Below are 15,573 nucleotides of genomic sequence, written 5' to 3' on the forward strand. Positions count from 1 at the left end.
TTGAAATGCGGCTCATAGTTGTAATTCTAATGTTTCTTGTTCTGATCCCGGCTTGCACAAAAGATGTTCCGGAAACTGAAAAACAAATTATCAAAACAACTGACGAAAATAATGCGCGAAAAACTATTCAAAGTTTTGCTGATGCTTACAACAGCAATGATTTAGAAAAAGCACTCTCTTTTTTTGATTTAGATTACAAAGGTGTTGTCGCCGATTCCGACGATCTTGCCGGAGTTGATGCGCTTCGTAATGAAATAGTAAATTCCCAAAAGAAATTTCCAGAAGGAAAATGGGAAATAATAATTGATGAGGGAAATATTTCCGGAGAGTTTGCATATTTTATTTGCAGCGGTTCTTTTCTAATGCCGGATGTTATAGAAAAAAAATTGAATCCGATTTATTCAGAAAAAGGTATAAGAATCTTAAAAAAACAAAAAGACGGCTCTTGGAAGATTTATAGATATGTTTCCACCCCGATTTTTACTTACGATCAGAAATAGATTTTAACTGCTCTTTGATTTCTTCCCACCATAAGTGCAGCATTTTTTTATCGGCTTTTATAATATCCATTCTAGTAACATTGGCCGGCGGTGGAAAATGATTAGTGATTGCTTGAAATAAAATTTTTCTTTTTGTTTGAGAAGCACGTGGAATAATCGCCAAAAGTGTTAACATATCTGACTTCCGTGCCGTAGAAATAATATTATCAATAGAATTATCGTCGCCATTATTGTAATCAAAGTTTTTTATTTCCTTTATCAATGTATCCGGCGCATCTGAACGGTAAGGGGTTCCGGGGTTTTTCCCGTTCATTATATCGCAGACATATTTTTCACTAAGAAAATAGCTTTCACTATTATAATTAATTTCCGTAAAACCAAAATTTACAGAGACTTTAGCATTCCCATATTCATCAACTGAAACAGTGAACTCACCGCCCCGATCAATTACGGAACTATTTTTTAGATCTATGGCAAAATCCGGTTCCTTAGAAACATTTTTGATCTTCACAGAACCTTTTTCTAACATAATCCTATTGTCGCTATCCTTGGCTTTTTTCAAAATTATTATTGAATTCTGGTTGACTTCAATACTTCCTATATGAGGTATTAAAATTTCCGCTTTTGAATTGTCGCTGCTTAATAAACTTTCATCCTCAGAAATCATTCCAGTGTTATTGTCCTTCCCGTTAATAAGTATTCTGCCTTCAGCAGTTTTTATTTCCCAAGGAGAATTATTTCTTTGCAAATCATAAACAATATAAGCTACGCCGAGAAGTACAAAGGGTAAAAGAATTAAAATAATTTTAGACCAATTTAAGCGTGAACGGATGGGAAGTGATTTGGAAACTCCCGTCGCCATTAAAGTCATTGATAAAATACTTTTTCGCATGGCACCGCTAGATTCCCGAATACTTTTTTCAAGATTAATTTGCTCTTCTTTAATCTTTTCGGGATCCGAAGCAATCTTTTCTTTTAAATCGTCCTTTATGCTATTTTCCAAAAGCTTTGATGAAAATGCTTGGATTATTCCTTCCGGAGGTTCTACAGTATTAGTAAGATCTTTTAGTTTATCGAAAAGATTTTTTAGCTTCTTGTATTCATTAAAACATTTATCACAAGTACGTAAATGAACTTCGATTTTATGTTTCATAATATCATCGGAAAGTTCATCTACAAAATCATGGAGTCCGATTTTTATCTCTTCGCAATTCATACGGATATCTTATTTATTAAATATTCCCGGGTGTTAATTAATTTACTTTTTATTTCGTCAATTTCTAAATCTTCAAAAAAATTGTGAATTTCTTTGTAGCTGTATCCTTCAATATCATGAAGTATAATGATGATTCTATCATTTTGGGGAAGTGACAATATGTGGCTTTCTAAAAATTCATGTTCGGAAGAACTTTTTATCGGTCTTTTTCTTTCAGCATAATTCTCATCTCTATTATTTAACATACTTATTGAATAACCAATGGCAATATTTTTCATCCAAATTGAGAAAGGAATTTTTCCATCATATTCTTTTATTTTTTCCCATGATTTTACAAAAGTATGAAGTGTGACTTTTTGTGCCTCATCCTCATTGGAAAGGAGGCGGTAGGAAATAGTGTATACGTTTCTGAGATTAATTTCACATAAATCAATAAACGATCGTTTTCTTCCATCTTTGGAATGTTCGATCAAATATTCAACATAGTTTGTGTTATCAACTGTCAAAGCATCATCTTAATATTATTAAATACCGTATAAAAAGCGGATTAAGCGGAGTAAAACAAACTCTTTAATTATTACACAAATATGATATAAATAAATTGCCTTTCCATCAAGCAAAAATTGATATCTTATATAATCCATGAAGTTCTATTTCGATAACTAAATTATAAGATACTACCTCTCCATAGAATTGACTTAGTCACAATAGCTTATTACGTTGAATAAACAAGTTGTTTGTTTCTTGTATTCTATAAGTGATTCTAATAGTAACAACGGTATAAAAATATGTTGAAGCGAGAAAAAGATTTTAACTATTCTGACAAGCCTGAACCTCATAAAGAGCGAACACGGGAGATCTTAAGAACACATCCCGAAGTAAGAGAGTTTCTTGGCCGTAATCCATACAGCATCTATTATATAATTGCAATTGTCGCTTTACAGATTACAATAGCTGTTTTACTCAGCGGTCAAGAATGGTGGCTGGCATTAATTGTTGCATACTTAGTTGGTGCATTTGCTAATCATACCTTGTTTGTTTTAATACATGAATCTTCTCACAATTTAATTTTTAAGAGCAGAGCCGCCAACATGATTGCAGGAATTATTTGCGATCTGCCGATGAGCATTCCATCAGCAATTTCTTTTAGAAGTTACCATCTGAAGCACCATTCGTTTCAAGGCAATTACTATCTTGATGCCGATCTTGCAAGCAAATGGGAAGCAAAACTTATCGGGAATACTTTTATCGGGAAAGCATTATGGCTTTTATTTTTTCCTGTATTTCAAGGTCTGCGCACGCCAAGATTAAAAGAAATTGATTTTATAAATAAGTGGACAATAATTAATTGGATCGTTGTCTTTGGATTTGATGTCTTGCTGATTTATTTCTTTGGTTGGATTTCATTTTTATATATGCTCGTTTCCCTTTTCTTTTCGATCGGTCTTCATCCGTTGGGAGCCCGTTGGATTCAAGAACATTTTCTAACTTATCCGCCGCAAGAAACGTACAGTTACTATGGACCGCTAAATATTGTTGCCCTTAATGTTGGTTATCATAATGAACATCATGATTTTCCATCTGTGCCGTGGAATAATCTTCCAAAAATAAAAAAGACTGCCCCAGAGTTTTATGATAATCTTATTTCACATAAATCATGGATGAAGTTATGGCTTAAATTTTTATTTGATCCTAGTCTTTCACTTTATTCCAGAATGGTTCGGGTAAATAGATGAAGTATTCCTATAACTCAAGAATAAAATGTTTTCAGAAAGGATTGTTTTGAATAAACCCCTTTTAAATAAACTAGAACTTCTCGTCGCTTTACATCAAGATACAAAACAGTTGTGGGGAAAAATGTCGGCTCAACATATGATTGAGCACTTGATTCTGGCAGTAAGAACAAGTAACGGTAAATTAAATATCGGCTGTTTTAATCCGCCGGAAAAGATTCCAACATTAAAAAGATTTTTAATGAGCGGAAGACCTTTACCGAAAGGATTTGTTAATCCGCTTATCGGTGAAGGCCTGTTACCTTTAGAATATGAAAACCTAGAAGAAGCAAAATTAGTTCTAGAGAAAGAATTAGAGGATTATTATAAATACTTTGAAGAACACCACGATGCTACTCTAGTTAATCCCACTTTTGGCGAACTCAATAAAAACGAATGGGATGTCTTTCATGAGAAACATTTTACACACCATTTGGGACAGTTTGGAATAAACCAGTAAAAAAATTGTCTTTGTAAAATCTTTCGAAATTAAAGTTTAACACTTTGTTTAATAAACTTCTTTTCTCTCTCCTAATTTTTACGGATTTTGTTATTAAAATCTTAGCTCTCAATGTCAAATTTAAGGTATCCGGCTATAATCTTTTTTGCAGTTGTTACTTTATCTTTAATACTGCCGGTATTTTACTATCCGCACCTTCCCGAAACAATCGCATCACATTTTAATATGAGAAATGAACCCGATGCCTGGATAAGTAAACAAACATCCATCGTTATTCATTTTGCAACAATGGTATTTCTTGCGGTAATGTTTTCTTGCATCATATATTTTGTACCGAAACTGCCAAAGACAATGATTAATCTTCCCAATAAAGATTATTGGTTAAACGAGAAGAATCGGGAAGAAACCTTTCTTGTCTTCCGTAGATTCATGTTCTGGCTTGGAAGTATTACAATAGGATTCTTAACGTTTATAATTCAAGAAGTTTACAACACAAATATAAGCGGCAAAGGCAAATTAACATTTGCTGTCTGGATCTATTTTGCTTTTATGCTTATCACCATGTCCTTTCTAACAATTAAGATGATAATTTATTTTTCTAAAATTGACAAACAACCTTAACACGGATTCTATAATGAAAAAGATTTTTACTATTCTTTTTACTTTGATTCTACTCGTCATACCAAATCATGCCTATCAAAAAGAATTTGTTTCAATTATACCCAAACCGGCAAAAATGGAAATATCCTATAAAATTTTGTACTTTGAAAGCGGAGGCGATCAATCATTGAAACTTGAATACGAAACTGCCGACATGAGCAGAAGAATTGTTCCGGTAAGTTTGTTTTATATTAAATAAACCCTGCGCACTTTGCGTCTTCTTCGCGTACTCTGCGCTTCAAAAACTTAACGCAAAGAACGCAAAAGATTTTGCAAAGGTCGCAAAGAAAATGGTGTTATTATGATTAAAAAAATTTTTTTATTGTTTACATTTTTTATTGTGCTGAATGTATCCGCACAAAACAAAAAACTTATCGAGTATGTAGATCCATTTATTGGAACAGGCGGACACGGCCATACTTATCCCGGTGCGACTCTCCCGTTTGGAATGATTCAGCTTTCTCCGGATACGGGAATCGAAGGTTGGGATTGGTGTTCCGGTTACCATTACTCCGATAATTCGATTATGGGGTTCAGTCATACCCATTTAAGCGGAACAGGTGCAACAGATTTAGCCGATATTTTATTTATGCCGACTGTCGGCGATTTAAATTTTTTCCCCGGAAGTAAATTGAAACCCGGCGAAGGATATCGCTCACGCTTCAAACATGAAAATGAAATAGCTTCTCCCGGTTACTACAGCGTTTATCTTGATGATTATAAAGTAAAAGCCGAACTAACTGTTTCGTTGCGAGCGGGTTTGCATAAGTACACATTCCCTAAAGGCTACAGCTCGAATATAATTATTGATCTCAAACACGGGCTCGATTCCGACAGAGAAGCATATATAAAATTTGTAAGTTACAACAGAATTGAAGGAATGAGAAAATCACGCGGTTGGGCTAAGGAACATTCTGTTTATTTTGTCGCTGAATTTTCAAAACCGATTACGCAATTCGGAACAGTTACGAATGACGTTCTCAAGGATGGAAGCCGTGAAGCTTCGGGCAGGAATGTAAAAGCTTATCTGCGCTTTATAACAAATGAAGGTGAAGCAATACTTATCCGCGTTGGCATTTCTGCTGTGAGCATCAAGGGTGCGAGAAAAAATCTTGAAAAAGAAATTCCAAATTTTGATTTTGAAAAAATCAAAGCTCAAGCGGAAAAGATTTGGGAGAAAGAACTGAACCGGATTCAAGTTGAAAGTAAAAACGAAGATCTGAAAAAAATTTTTTATACAGCACTTTATCATACTTTAATAACTCCAAACTTATTTACCGATGTTGACAAAAAATATTACGGTATGGACCGCAAGATTCACACAGCTAAAGATTATGATCATTATACTGTTTTTTCTTTATGGGATACTTTCCGCGCCGAACATCCTCTCTTTACTATCATAGATCAAAAACGAGCCGGTGATTTTGTTAAATCAATTTTAGCAAAATATAAAGATGGCGGATTACTTCCTGTTTGGGAACTCGACGGCAACGAAACTTGGTGCATGATCGGCTATCATTCCGTTCCGGTAATATTTGATGCTTACATGAAAGGTCTCCGCGGCTTCAATGCTAAGGAAGCTCTTGAAGCAATGAAGACTAGCGCTGAACGCGATCAGAACGGACAAAAATCTTATAGAGAGCGCGGATTTATTCCTGCCGATAAAGAAAACGAATCCGTTTCCAAAACTCTTGAATATTGTTATGATGATTGGTGCATTGCTCAACTTGCAAAAGAGGTTGGTGCAAAAGAAGATTATAAAAAATATAATCAGCGTTCTCTCTTTTATCAAAATCTTTTTGATAAAACAACCGGTTTCATGCGCGGAAAAATGTCAGATGGTTCATGGATTACTCCGTTCGAACCGAAAGCAGTTACACAACAATATACAGAAGCAAATGCATGGCAGTATAGTTTCTTTGTTCCACACGATCTGAAAGGTTTGATTGATCTTTACGGCGGCAATGAAAATTTTGTTAAAAAGCTTGACGGTTTATTTGCTGAGTCTGATAAACTCGAAGGAAGATTTCAGCCTGATATTTCCGGATTGATTGGACAATACGCACACGGAAATGAACCTTCACACAATTTTGCTTATCTATATAATTATGCCGGTGCATCATGGAAAACTCAATGGCATGTTAGAGAGATTATGAAAAAACTTTACACATCAAAACCGGATGGACTATGCGGCAACGACGATTGCGGACAAATGTCGGCGTGGTATATTTTCTCAGCAATGGGTTTTTATCCTGTAACGCCGGGACAAAACATTTACGCAATCGGTTCACCGATCTTCGATAAAGTTACGATCAATTTGGAAAACGGTAAAAAATTTGTAATTCATACGGTGAATGCTTCCGATGAGAATAAATATATTCAGTTCGCTTCTTCAAACGGTAAAATTTATGAACACCCTTACTTTACACATGAACAAATTATGAATGGCGGAGAAACAATTTTCATAATGGGCGATACTCCAAATAAATCGTGGGGCAATGATAATTCCGAAATGTTTTCAATGCGTCCAGTAGAACAAGGAGTTTCGATGCCTTATGTTTCTTCCAGAGGAGAAACTTTTTACGATACTCTTTCAATAAAATTAATGTGTAGGACGGAAGATGCAAAGATTCGCTATACTATTGATGGAAGCGAACCGACTTTTGATTCTCCGCTTTATTCTAAACCGATTATTATTAATCAAACCGCTACGATCAAAGCTTTTGCTTACACAAGTGACAAGGACCGTAGCTTTACAATGAGTTCAAAGTTCATTAAATCAAAATATCCGCCGGCGAAATACACATTTAGTTTTAATGAAAGATATAACGGCGGCGGCGATGTGGCTCTTACGGATGGAAGGTTCGGAACAACATATTTTCAAAGCGGTGAATGGCAGGGCTTTGAAGGAAATGATCTTGAAGCCGTGATTGATCTAACAAAACCAACACAATTAAATAATTTATCAATCGGATTTTTGAACGACCCAAATGTTTGGATTTTTTTCCCAACTGAAGTTATATTTTCTACTTCCGATGATGGAATAAATTTTAAGCAGATCGCCAATATCATCAATAATATTCCGACAACTAACCAAGAATTGATGATCAAAAGATTCTCTGCAAAAGTTGATAACGTTAAAGCACGTTACTTAAAAGTTTTTGCAAAGAATATTGGCGTTTGTCCTGCATGGCATAAAGGCGCCGGCGGTAAAGCATGGATTTTTGCCGATGAAGTAACAGTTGAATAAATCTTTGATGGGGTTAATTCTTGTACAAGAAAAAAATATTTATGAGAGTGTAAGTTATTATCGTATTTTTTTAATTTCTTGTATGATCAACCGAAAAGTACAGAGTATAGTAGATAACCAACCGTAAATACGATAGAGAATCCAAGAATTCCCATTAAAAAGTAGAAAGCAATATCATTTAATTTGTTCTTATTGCCGACAGTTTCCATCAAAACCTCATTATTTTTCTTAAAGTAGTAAAAACATTAAATGCACATTGCCAAGATAGTTATTATTTTTATTTCATAAAAATTTTGAACTAATTAATTATTCGGAACAATCATTTAGCAATTAAAAAAATTAAATGGCTCTTTTCAAATTAATCAAAGAACATAGAAAGGGAATTGCACTAATTACTTTTCTCATTTTTCTCGAAAATGTTGCATGGATTCTTGAGCCAACTTTATTTGGAAATTTAATAGATGCTTTTCTTCAAAGATCAAATCCAACTGTTCCGTCGGATAAATTTGCTCACATTGTTCCATTAATTTTTTGGATAACTGCATATTTAATAAATTCAGCTTCCGGCACTTTTCGCAGAAGATTTGAACCGCGGGTATTTCAAAAAATGTATGTTGAACTTGTTACTAAGATTGCAGAAGCCGGTAATAAATTTAGACACGACACTTCTAAAACTGTTGCACGGGCACATCTCTCACAAGAATTTGTAACATTTGTTCAGTATAGAATTCCGGAAATTGCCGAGCAGATTATTGCGATACTTGGCGCAGTTATAGCTTTAACTTTTTTTGATTTAAGAATTTCGCTGGTCTGTTTGTTAATCTCTTTACCGCTGATAGTTCTAAGCATTCTTTACGGAAGAAATGTTGTAAAACTGCATGCAGAACTCCATGATACTTATGAAACAATTTATGATACATTTTCAAAGAGAAAGCCCGAACAAGTAACCACTATTTATAAAACAATGGCAAAGCTTCAAGAAAAAATTGCAACTTGGGGTGCGGCTAATTTCGGGATTATGAGATTTGTTTTGTTAATAATATTTTTGTTCGTTCTTTATATTGCTATTGATCTGGATAATTTTTCCCTGGGAAATATTTACTCGATCGTTGCTTATTTATGGACATTCGTTACCTCTGTTGAATACATCCCCGAATTATTAGAAAGTATAACATCATTACAAGACCTTTCAAAAAGAATTGAATCGGATTTATAATTTCATTGGACTTTTCTATATAGTTAGCTATTTTGTGCCAACTTTTTTAATCAACCTAAATGATAGAAAAAAATAAAAAGACTGAGCTCGTCCGGGGATTAACATTAACTGCAACCATAATGATCGTTGCCGGTTCTATGATCGGTTCCGGTATATTTCGTAAACCATCAGTAATGGCGCAGCAACTCGGTTCTCCCGAATTGCTTATTATAATTTGGATCGCCGCCGGAATCATTACATTTATTGGTGCGCTTATTAATGCTGAAATTGCCGGAATGATTGATGCGACAGGCGGACAGTATGTTTATTTCAGAAAAATGTACGGCGATTTCACTGCATATCTTTATGGCTGGTCTATTCTTTCGGTAATTCAAACTGGAAGCCAAGCTGCAATAGCATATGTTTTTGCCGAATATCTCGGTTACTTTATAAAGTATCCGCAGTTATCACAGCACTGGCAGGATTTTGCAATATACATGCCTCTTGTTGGAAACATCCATCCGTTTTTGGATTTTGGAACTAAAGCAGTTGCAATTCTCTGCATTTTTTTCCTAACAGGTGTTAATTATATCGGCGTTGTCTTCGGTGGAGTTGTTCAAACAATTGTTACTTATGTAAAAATTATTTCCATCATTTTAATTTCTGTTTTTCTTCTTCTTTTGGGTAACGGAAGTTTTTCAAATATATACACTGGATTTGCAATTCCGGCATCTACTTCTCATAATTTAATAGCAATGATTGGTCTTGCGTTTGCCGGCGCATTTTGGGCATACGATGCATGGAACAGCGTTACTTATGTTGCTGGCGAAGTAATAAACCCGAAAAGAAATATTCCACTTAGTCTGTTGTGGGGAACGTTGATTGTAATCGGTGTATACGTTTTAATAAATATTGCTTATCTCTACGTTCTACCGATTAATGAGATGGCTAAATCTCCGCTTGTTGCTGCCACTGCGGCAGAAAAAATTTTCGGGACAAACGGCGGATCATTAATTGCTATTGCCGTTATAATTTCTACATTTGGTGCCCTCAACGGCAGTATACTTGCAACGGCACGAATTCCATATGCAATGGCGCGAACAAATTTGTTTTTCAGAGGTCTGGGTAAAGTTCATCCTAAGTTTGGAACTCCTCATGTTTCTTTGGTTGTGCAAGGAATTTGGTCATGTGTATTAGTAATGTCTGGCTCGTTCGATACCATTACAGATTATGTAATATTCGGTGCATATTTATTTTATATGCTTGGCGCTTATGGTGTGTTCGTCTTACGCAAAAAAATGCCTGATGCAGAACGTCCGTATAAAGTTTGGGGTTACCCTTATACTCCAATAATATTTATTGTCTTTTCATTTTTATTTCTGGCAAACACAATTATATCAGATACATCAAATGCTATGATGGGATTAATATTGATCGCGGCAGGTTTGCCAATGTACTTCTTCTGGAAATACAGGCAAAAGAAGTATCACATAAAAGATAATTTTTAAAAAAAAGAAAAGACGCGGTAACGCGTCTTTTTAATTATGATATACTGAATAATCCTATTTGAAAATGAAATAAAGAAAATATCCCATACCAAAAATCATAACCAGGAAAATAAATCCCAAAAGCGAGTATAAGTACAAAAGCGAATTAGAAAGTTTGTAATTACCCGTGGCTTCATTTTGTTCTGAATTAGTTATTGAATTAATTTTATCCATCATAATTCCTTTCCATAAATATCTTCGTAACGCTTTATTCCATCAAGAATAATTTTATATGCTTCCTCTTTACCGACAATTTTTTCCACAACAACATTTTTGTGTTCTAACTTTTTATAGTCTTCAAAAAATCTTTGCAATTGTATCATTGTATGCGGCGGCATATGTTCAAGATCGTCTATATAATTCACAGAAATATCATTCTTTGCTACGGCAATGATTTTTTCATCCTTCTCCTCATTATCAACCATTTCCATAACGCCGATAACTTTTGCTTCAATTAAACAGAGCGGATCAACTTCTACAGAACATATAACAAGAATATCAAGCGGATCTTCATCATCACTTAATGTGCGGGGAATAAAGCCATAGTTAGCGGGATAATGAACAGCTGAAAATAAAACGCGGTCTAACTTAAGAAGACCGCTTTTTTTATCGAGCTCGTATTTTGCTTTAGAGCCTTCCGGAATCTCTATTATTGTATTTACAAATACCGGAACATCATCACCATAACTTACATGGTGCCAAGGATTGAAATACTTACTAATATTTTTTTGTGTCATGGTTTAATCTTGTTGCCTTATAAGTCTAATCAGCACTTAACATTCGCAACCCCTTTTTTGCAACTTCGCTTTTAGGGTTTAATTTCAGAACCGCTCTGTACCATTTAATGGCTTCATCTATATTTTGTAATTGATGATAACAAATAGCAATCATCTCTGTCGTACCAACATCTCCTGGCTTAGATAGAAGAATTTTTTTTAAATAAGGTAGGGCTGCACTATAATTCTTCCTATCATAAGCGCGTCTTCCCAAAAAATAATTTGCAGTAAAAATTTCATCTTTATGCTGTTTTTCTTTTCCTTCTGAAAGTCTAAGACATTTAATGTACTGTTCTGCGGCTTGATCCGTTGAATCCATTTGGCTATAGGATTGCGCCAACCAATAATTTGTTTGAAAAGTTGTATCAACTATTTCTTTTGCTTTTAAAAATGATTGTCTTGCGCCATCCCATTTTTTCATATCATAATAAGCAAATCCCATATTGCGATATGCGGGCTCGTAGCCTGGATCTATTTTAATTTTTGCCATATAATATATTATCGCAAGAGAATCTTTTTTATTTCGGAAATAGATATTTGCCATCTCCATGAACAGACCTGATTGAGCGGGATCTTTCTTAATTACTTTTTCAAAATATTTAATAGCAATGGAATCCGCTTTGATCATTTGAAACGCTTTGCCCGCGTTTTTCAAATCGCTTACTGTTAACTGAGAATCCTGAATTGCGGAATAATATTTTCCGGCATCTTCAAATTTTTGCAGACCAAAAGATGCAATTGCTGCACTCTTAGTTAAAGCTGCATCACCAGGATATTTAACTAATCCTTCAACTACATATTTATACGCTTTATCATAATTTTTTGATTCTAAAAAAGCTTTTGAGATTTTTTGATATGCATCCTTGGTTTGTTCAAGAGCTAAATATTTTTCGTAATAAGTAGCCGCCTCATTATAATATTTCGCCAGATAAAGAATAGTAGCAGTTTGTAAAATTGCTTTGGTATTATTTGGGTCAATCTGAATAATCTTCAAATATTTATTACCGGCTTCTTTATATCTTTTTGATTTTGAGAGTAATTCTGCAGATTTAAATTTCAATTGAATATTTAATGAGTCCATTGCTTCGGCTTGTTCGTAATTTATAATAGCATTCTCAGCAACATTCATTTTTGAATATGTATCGCCTAAATATTCAAATAGTTTAATGTCACTAAAATTCTTTTCGCGTAATTGAATTAAAAGTCTTAGAGCATCTGTTGTGTTGTTGCTATCAATAAACTCTTTGGCAATAGTTAAAGCTTTAGAGTACTCTTTATTTTTAATAGCTTTTTCACCATCAGCTACTGAGCTCTGTGCATTTACATTAAACGACAAGACAAAAAAGATTCCAATAAATAAAAGGGCTGTTTTTTTCATTTTTTTACCGTTGTTTTATTTCACCATTTTAATTGGAACAGTTGCTGGTCCCAAATTATTTTTTGCTACAATTTTCTGGCCTTCAAAACTTGTTAAGAAAGTTGCAAATCCCGAAGCCAAACCAATACCAATTTCATTCAGAAAAATAGTTGTAGTCCGTGTAAAAGGATAATTCTGAGTTATCAAATAAGCGGCATATGGTTTATAATATAACACTTCTCCATCACTCCTAATTTTTGAACCTAATTCCAAAACTTTAATTCCTTTTACATCAGTTAATGTGTTAACTCCTACAAAGCCAATACTTTTTTTTGTCTGTTTTATTTTGCTGATTACTTCTTCTTCACTTTTAACTATTGTAATATTCTGAAGTTCCTTTTTATCAAGTACGTTTTCCTTCAAATATTCATAAACACCGGAATTGTGTTCGGGAACAATAACTTTATAATTTGTTGTTTGCCCGGATATTAAACTTTTTATTTCTTGGACTGTAATCTGATATTTCGAATCGTTTTCACTTACAACTGGAACAACGGCATCATAACAAAAATTAATGTGGTGCAAATCTAATTTTGATTTTTCAGAAAATGCTTTTTCTTCAGCGTTCAATTCCCTGGTGCTGATAAAAATCTTTGCTTCTTGATTAAGAACCGATGCAATTCCTTCGCGCGCTTTAACTGAAACTAATTCTATACTGCTGCCGGGGTAATGCACAACAAAAGTATCTCTTGCTGCTTTAACAACATTGTAAAGAGATTCATCAACATAACATTTAAGTGAGCCCTTGAGCGGAGATATTTGACGTTCGTTGCAAGCAGTGAACATCAAAATAAAATGAAAAAACAGAAAAGATATTTTAGTTAGAGTCCTCATTTTTTATGCGTCTTTTAACCTTGAACATAGTAGATAAAATTCTGAATGCGCCATAGAGAAAAAGAACAATTCCCATCGTTATTTTAAGTTGAGAAGGAAGATGGGCCGGAAATAAGTTTGTAAACAAAATTGCCAGCCCAAGTAAAATAAAAATAACGCCCGCAGTGTATGCAATATATGTCATCAAGTTTTTCATTATTCCTGTAATTGGAATCTATATGGTAAAACTATCCAAACAGCAATCGGGTGATTATTCTGCAATGCAGGAGTAAAAGCCGATTTCATAGCTGCTGCAATCGCTGCATCATTAAACAAATCTGAATCTGTTTTAATTACTACTGCCCTTTTCGGTTTACCTTCTTTATCAACTAAGACTTTCACAAAAACTTTTCCGGTTATACCTGCGCGTTTTGCAATTTCAGGATATTCCGGTTTTACGGCAACTACCATCTCGGGTAATTTCTCCACTGCTACGAAAGCATCTATTCCCGGCTCTTCTTCAATTTTTATATCTTGAGTGATTTGAGTTTGTCCGCCTATATCATTACCCAAAGCTGGCGCAACCTGCTGGCTCATCTCTTGTTGAGTAGCAATTGTAGCTTCAGGTGGAGCTTGTTCATCAGGAACAGGGACAGGAACACCAACCGTAGGAGGAGCTACTGGGCCTGCAACAGATATTTGCGGAGGTGCTTCATTTGTAATAGAAGGCGGTGGACCAAGGTCACTATATTTTAATACTCTGCCTACCGTCGGCGCATTATCAAAATCTTCGCGAGTAATCTCTTGATATATATAATAAGATGCTATCAACGATAAGTGAAGAAGTATCGCAATCGTTACTCCGATCGCATAATTTCTTGGGTAGAGCTTTTTTAATTCGAAAGCTCCATATATTCCGCCATTTTTTTTAAGTGCTATTGTTTCAGACATAATTTTCCTCCGGCTTATATGGTTGCTTTTGACATTTCTTTTTTATCGATTTCAGTCATTGGTGCAAAAGCACGACTGTTAAGATTGGCTTGAACACATTCGTCAACCAGATCAATCATAACATGATATTTTGCTTTTCTATCTATCTTAAGAAGTACAACAAATTTTGGGTTCTCTTGTCTTTTCTCTTTTAGGAATTTTGGTAATTGCTCAAAAGTAAGTTTATGAGGCAAATCAAATCCAACACTCCAATAAAGATTATGTTGTTCATCGCATCTGATAGTTAGCAAATTTGATTCGGCCATTTTAACTTCAACATCTTTATCCGGAGGAAGATTTATTTCAAGTGTTTGTGGCTTACGGAAGACTGTTGTTAACATAAAGAATGTTAACAGCAAAAAAGCAACGTCTACCAAAGGAGTCATATCAATACGAATATTGAGTCTTTTCTTTGGTTTCCTTTTACTACCTTTTCTCTGTTTGTGTCCACCGCCATCGCCGCCAACGTCACCACCAGCCATATTATTCTCCTATTTTAACTTTTTTTATCAACTTTAAAATTTGTTACCATATTAAATCTGGTTATCTGAACTTTTCGAAGCAGCTCCATCATATCCTGAACTAATCCAAATTCTGATTCAGCATCAGATTTCACTATAGTAATAAGTTTAGGATTAGAAATTCTTGCTTTGATTAAAAGATCACCAAGATTTTCCTGTTTAACTTCAACAGCCTGGCGAAGCCGATTAGCTTGGCCAAACATTTTTTCCATTAATATAGATGAATCGAAACCAAGAAACAGTTTTGAATCTTTGCTTACATATAGAATCATTGTGTTGGTTTCCGGAAGTTTAACTTCCGCATGCGAATATGGAAAGGTAATCTCTACTTCTTCTGTGGGTTTAAACTGTGTAGTAAGCATGAAGAAGGTAAGAAGCAGGAATGCCACATCCACCAACGGAGTCATATCTATACGAACAGAGACTCTTTTCTTTTTAATGCGCGGCATTAATTAC

17 protein-coding genes are annotated in these 15,573 nt (G+C 34.6%); 8 read left to right on the forward strand and 9 right to left on the reverse strand.

From position 1 onward, the window contains the following. Nucleotides 1-5 precede the first annotated feature (5 nt). Nucleotides 6-500 carry a hypothetical protein gene (locus NTZ27_09520; GenBank protein MCX6174977.1) on the forward strand — a complete coding sequence of 165 codons (495 nt, stop codon included), beginning with the start codon at nucleotides 6-8 and terminating at the stop codon, nucleotides 498-500. On the opposite strand, the gene NTZ27_09525 is transcribed toward NTZ27_09520, so the two are convergent. Together NTZ27_09525 and NTZ27_09530 are read right to left on the reverse strand one after the other, a co-directional pair. Further along, the gene (locus NTZ27_09525) at nucleotides 481-1,716 is read right to left on the reverse strand and encodes a FecR domain-containing protein (protein MCX6174978.1); all 1,236 of its coding nucleotides are present in this window, start codon (nucleotides 1,714-1,716) and stop codon (nucleotides 481-483) included. The two genes, NTZ27_09520 and NTZ27_09525, sit on opposite strands and share 20 nt — an antisense overlap. Continuing rightward, nucleotides 1,713-2,222 (reverse strand): hypothetical protein, encoded by a 510-nt coding sequence (locus NTZ27_09530; protein ID MCX6174979.1) that lies wholly within the window; start codon nucleotides 2,220-2,222, stop codon nucleotides 1,713-1,715. The genes NTZ27_09525 and NTZ27_09530 overlap by 4 nt, the downstream gene beginning before the upstream one ends. A gap of 282 nt (nucleotides 2,223-2,504) precedes the next feature. Between NTZ27_09530 and NTZ27_09535 the strand changes: the two genes are divergently transcribed. From NTZ27_09535 to NTZ27_09555, 5 genes are all read left to right on the forward strand, one after another. Further along, a complete protein-coding gene (locus NTZ27_09535; protein ID MCX6174980.1) occupies nucleotides 2,505-3,452 on the forward strand; it encodes a fatty acid desaturase in 948 nt (315 codons plus the stop codon). 46 nt (nucleotides 3,453-3,498) lie between these two features. Next, complete coding sequence (locus NTZ27_09540) at nucleotides 3,499-3,948, forward strand: DUF1569 domain-containing protein (protein MCX6174981.1); 450 nt, start codon at nucleotides 3,499-3,501, stop codon at nucleotides 3,946-3,948. A 111-nt stretch (nucleotides 3,949-4,059) separates the two neighbouring features. Next, on the forward strand, nucleotides 4,060-4,569 hold the full coding sequence (locus tag NTZ27_09545; GenBank protein ID MCX6174982.1) for a DUF1648 domain-containing protein: 510 nt from the start codon (nucleotides 4,060-4,062) through the stop codon (nucleotides 4,567-4,569). A 13-nt stretch (nucleotides 4,570-4,582) separates the two neighbouring features. Continuing rightward, on the forward strand, nucleotides 4,583-4,807 hold the full coding sequence (locus NTZ27_09550) for a hypothetical protein (protein ID MCX6174983.1): 225 nt from the start codon (nucleotides 4,583-4,585) through the stop codon (nucleotides 4,805-4,807). A 102-nt stretch (nucleotides 4,808-4,909) separates the two neighbouring features. Next, nucleotides 4,910-7,858 (forward strand): GH92 family glycosyl hydrolase, encoded by a 2,949-nt coding sequence (locus tag NTZ27_09555; protein ID MCX6174984.1) that lies wholly within the window; start codon nucleotides 4,910-4,912, stop codon nucleotides 7,856-7,858. A gap of 86 nt (nucleotides 7,859-7,944) precedes the next feature. Here the strand turns inward: NTZ27_09555 and NTZ27_09560 are convergent, their stop codons facing one another. Further along, nucleotides 7,945-8,067, reverse strand: a complete 123-nt coding sequence (locus NTZ27_09560) for a hypothetical protein (GenBank protein MCX6174985.1) — start codon at nucleotides 8,065-8,067, stop codon at nucleotides 7,945-7,947. 134 nt (nucleotides 8,068-8,201) lie between these two features. On the opposite strand from NTZ27_09560, the gene NTZ27_09565 reads away from it, so the two are divergent. Together NTZ27_09565 and NTZ27_09570 are read left to right on the forward strand one after the other, a co-directional pair. Further along, nucleotides 8,202-9,074: an ABC transporter six-transmembrane domain-containing protein gene (locus tag NTZ27_09565; GenBank protein MCX6174986.1), complete on the forward strand. Its 873-nt coding sequence runs from the start codon at nucleotides 8,202-8,204 to the stop codon at nucleotides 9,072-9,074. Nucleotides 9,075-9,133: 59 nt separating this feature from the next. Beyond that, on the forward strand, nucleotides 9,134-10,561 hold the full coding sequence (locus NTZ27_09570; protein ID MCX6174987.1) for an amino acid permease: 1,428 nt from the start codon (nucleotides 9,134-9,136) through the stop codon (nucleotides 10,559-10,561). 212 nt (nucleotides 10,562-10,773) lie between these two features. Here the strand turns inward: NTZ27_09570 and NTZ27_09575 are convergent, their stop codons facing one another. The 6 genes from NTZ27_09575 to NTZ27_09600 form a co-directional block, all read right to left on the reverse strand. After that, nucleotides 10,774-11,337 (reverse strand): inorganic diphosphatase, encoded by a 564-nt coding sequence (locus tag NTZ27_09575; GenBank protein MCX6174988.1) that lies wholly within the window; start codon nucleotides 11,335-11,337, stop codon nucleotides 10,774-10,776. A gap of 25 nt (nucleotides 11,338-11,362) precedes the next feature. Further along, nucleotides 11,363-12,754, reverse strand: a complete 1,392-nt coding sequence (locus NTZ27_09580; GenBank protein MCX6174989.1) for a tetratricopeptide repeat protein — start codon at nucleotides 12,752-12,754, stop codon at nucleotides 11,363-11,365. A 15-nt stretch (nucleotides 12,755-12,769) separates the two neighbouring features. Continuing rightward, on the reverse strand, nucleotides 12,770-13,627 hold the full coding sequence (locus NTZ27_09585; GenBank protein ID MCX6174990.1) for a substrate-binding domain-containing protein: 858 nt from the start codon (nucleotides 13,625-13,627) through the stop codon (nucleotides 12,770-12,772). A gap of 195 nt (nucleotides 13,628-13,822) precedes the next feature. Beyond that, nucleotides 13,823-14,557, reverse strand: coding sequence for an energy transducer TonB (locus tag NTZ27_09590; GenBank protein ID MCX6174991.1), 735 nt, complete (start codon nucleotides 14,555-14,557; stop codon nucleotides 13,823-13,825). A 14-nt stretch (nucleotides 14,558-14,571) separates the two neighbouring features. Beyond that, entirely contained in the window at nucleotides 14,572-15,078 is a 507-nt protein-coding gene (locus tag NTZ27_09595) for a biopolymer transporter ExbD (protein MCX6174992.1), read from the reverse strand. Nucleotides 15,079-15,092: 14 nt separating this feature from the next. Beyond that, nucleotides 15,093-15,566, reverse strand: a complete 474-nt coding sequence (locus NTZ27_09600; protein ID MCX6174993.1) for a biopolymer transporter ExbD — start codon at nucleotides 15,564-15,566, stop codon at nucleotides 15,093-15,095. Between the last annotated feature and the right edge of the window lie 7 nt (nucleotides 15,567-15,573).

Source organism: Ignavibacteriales bacterium, from assembly GCA_026390775.1.
GTDB lineage: Bacteria > Bacteroidota > Ignavibacteria > Ignavibacteriales > Melioribacteraceae > Fen-1258.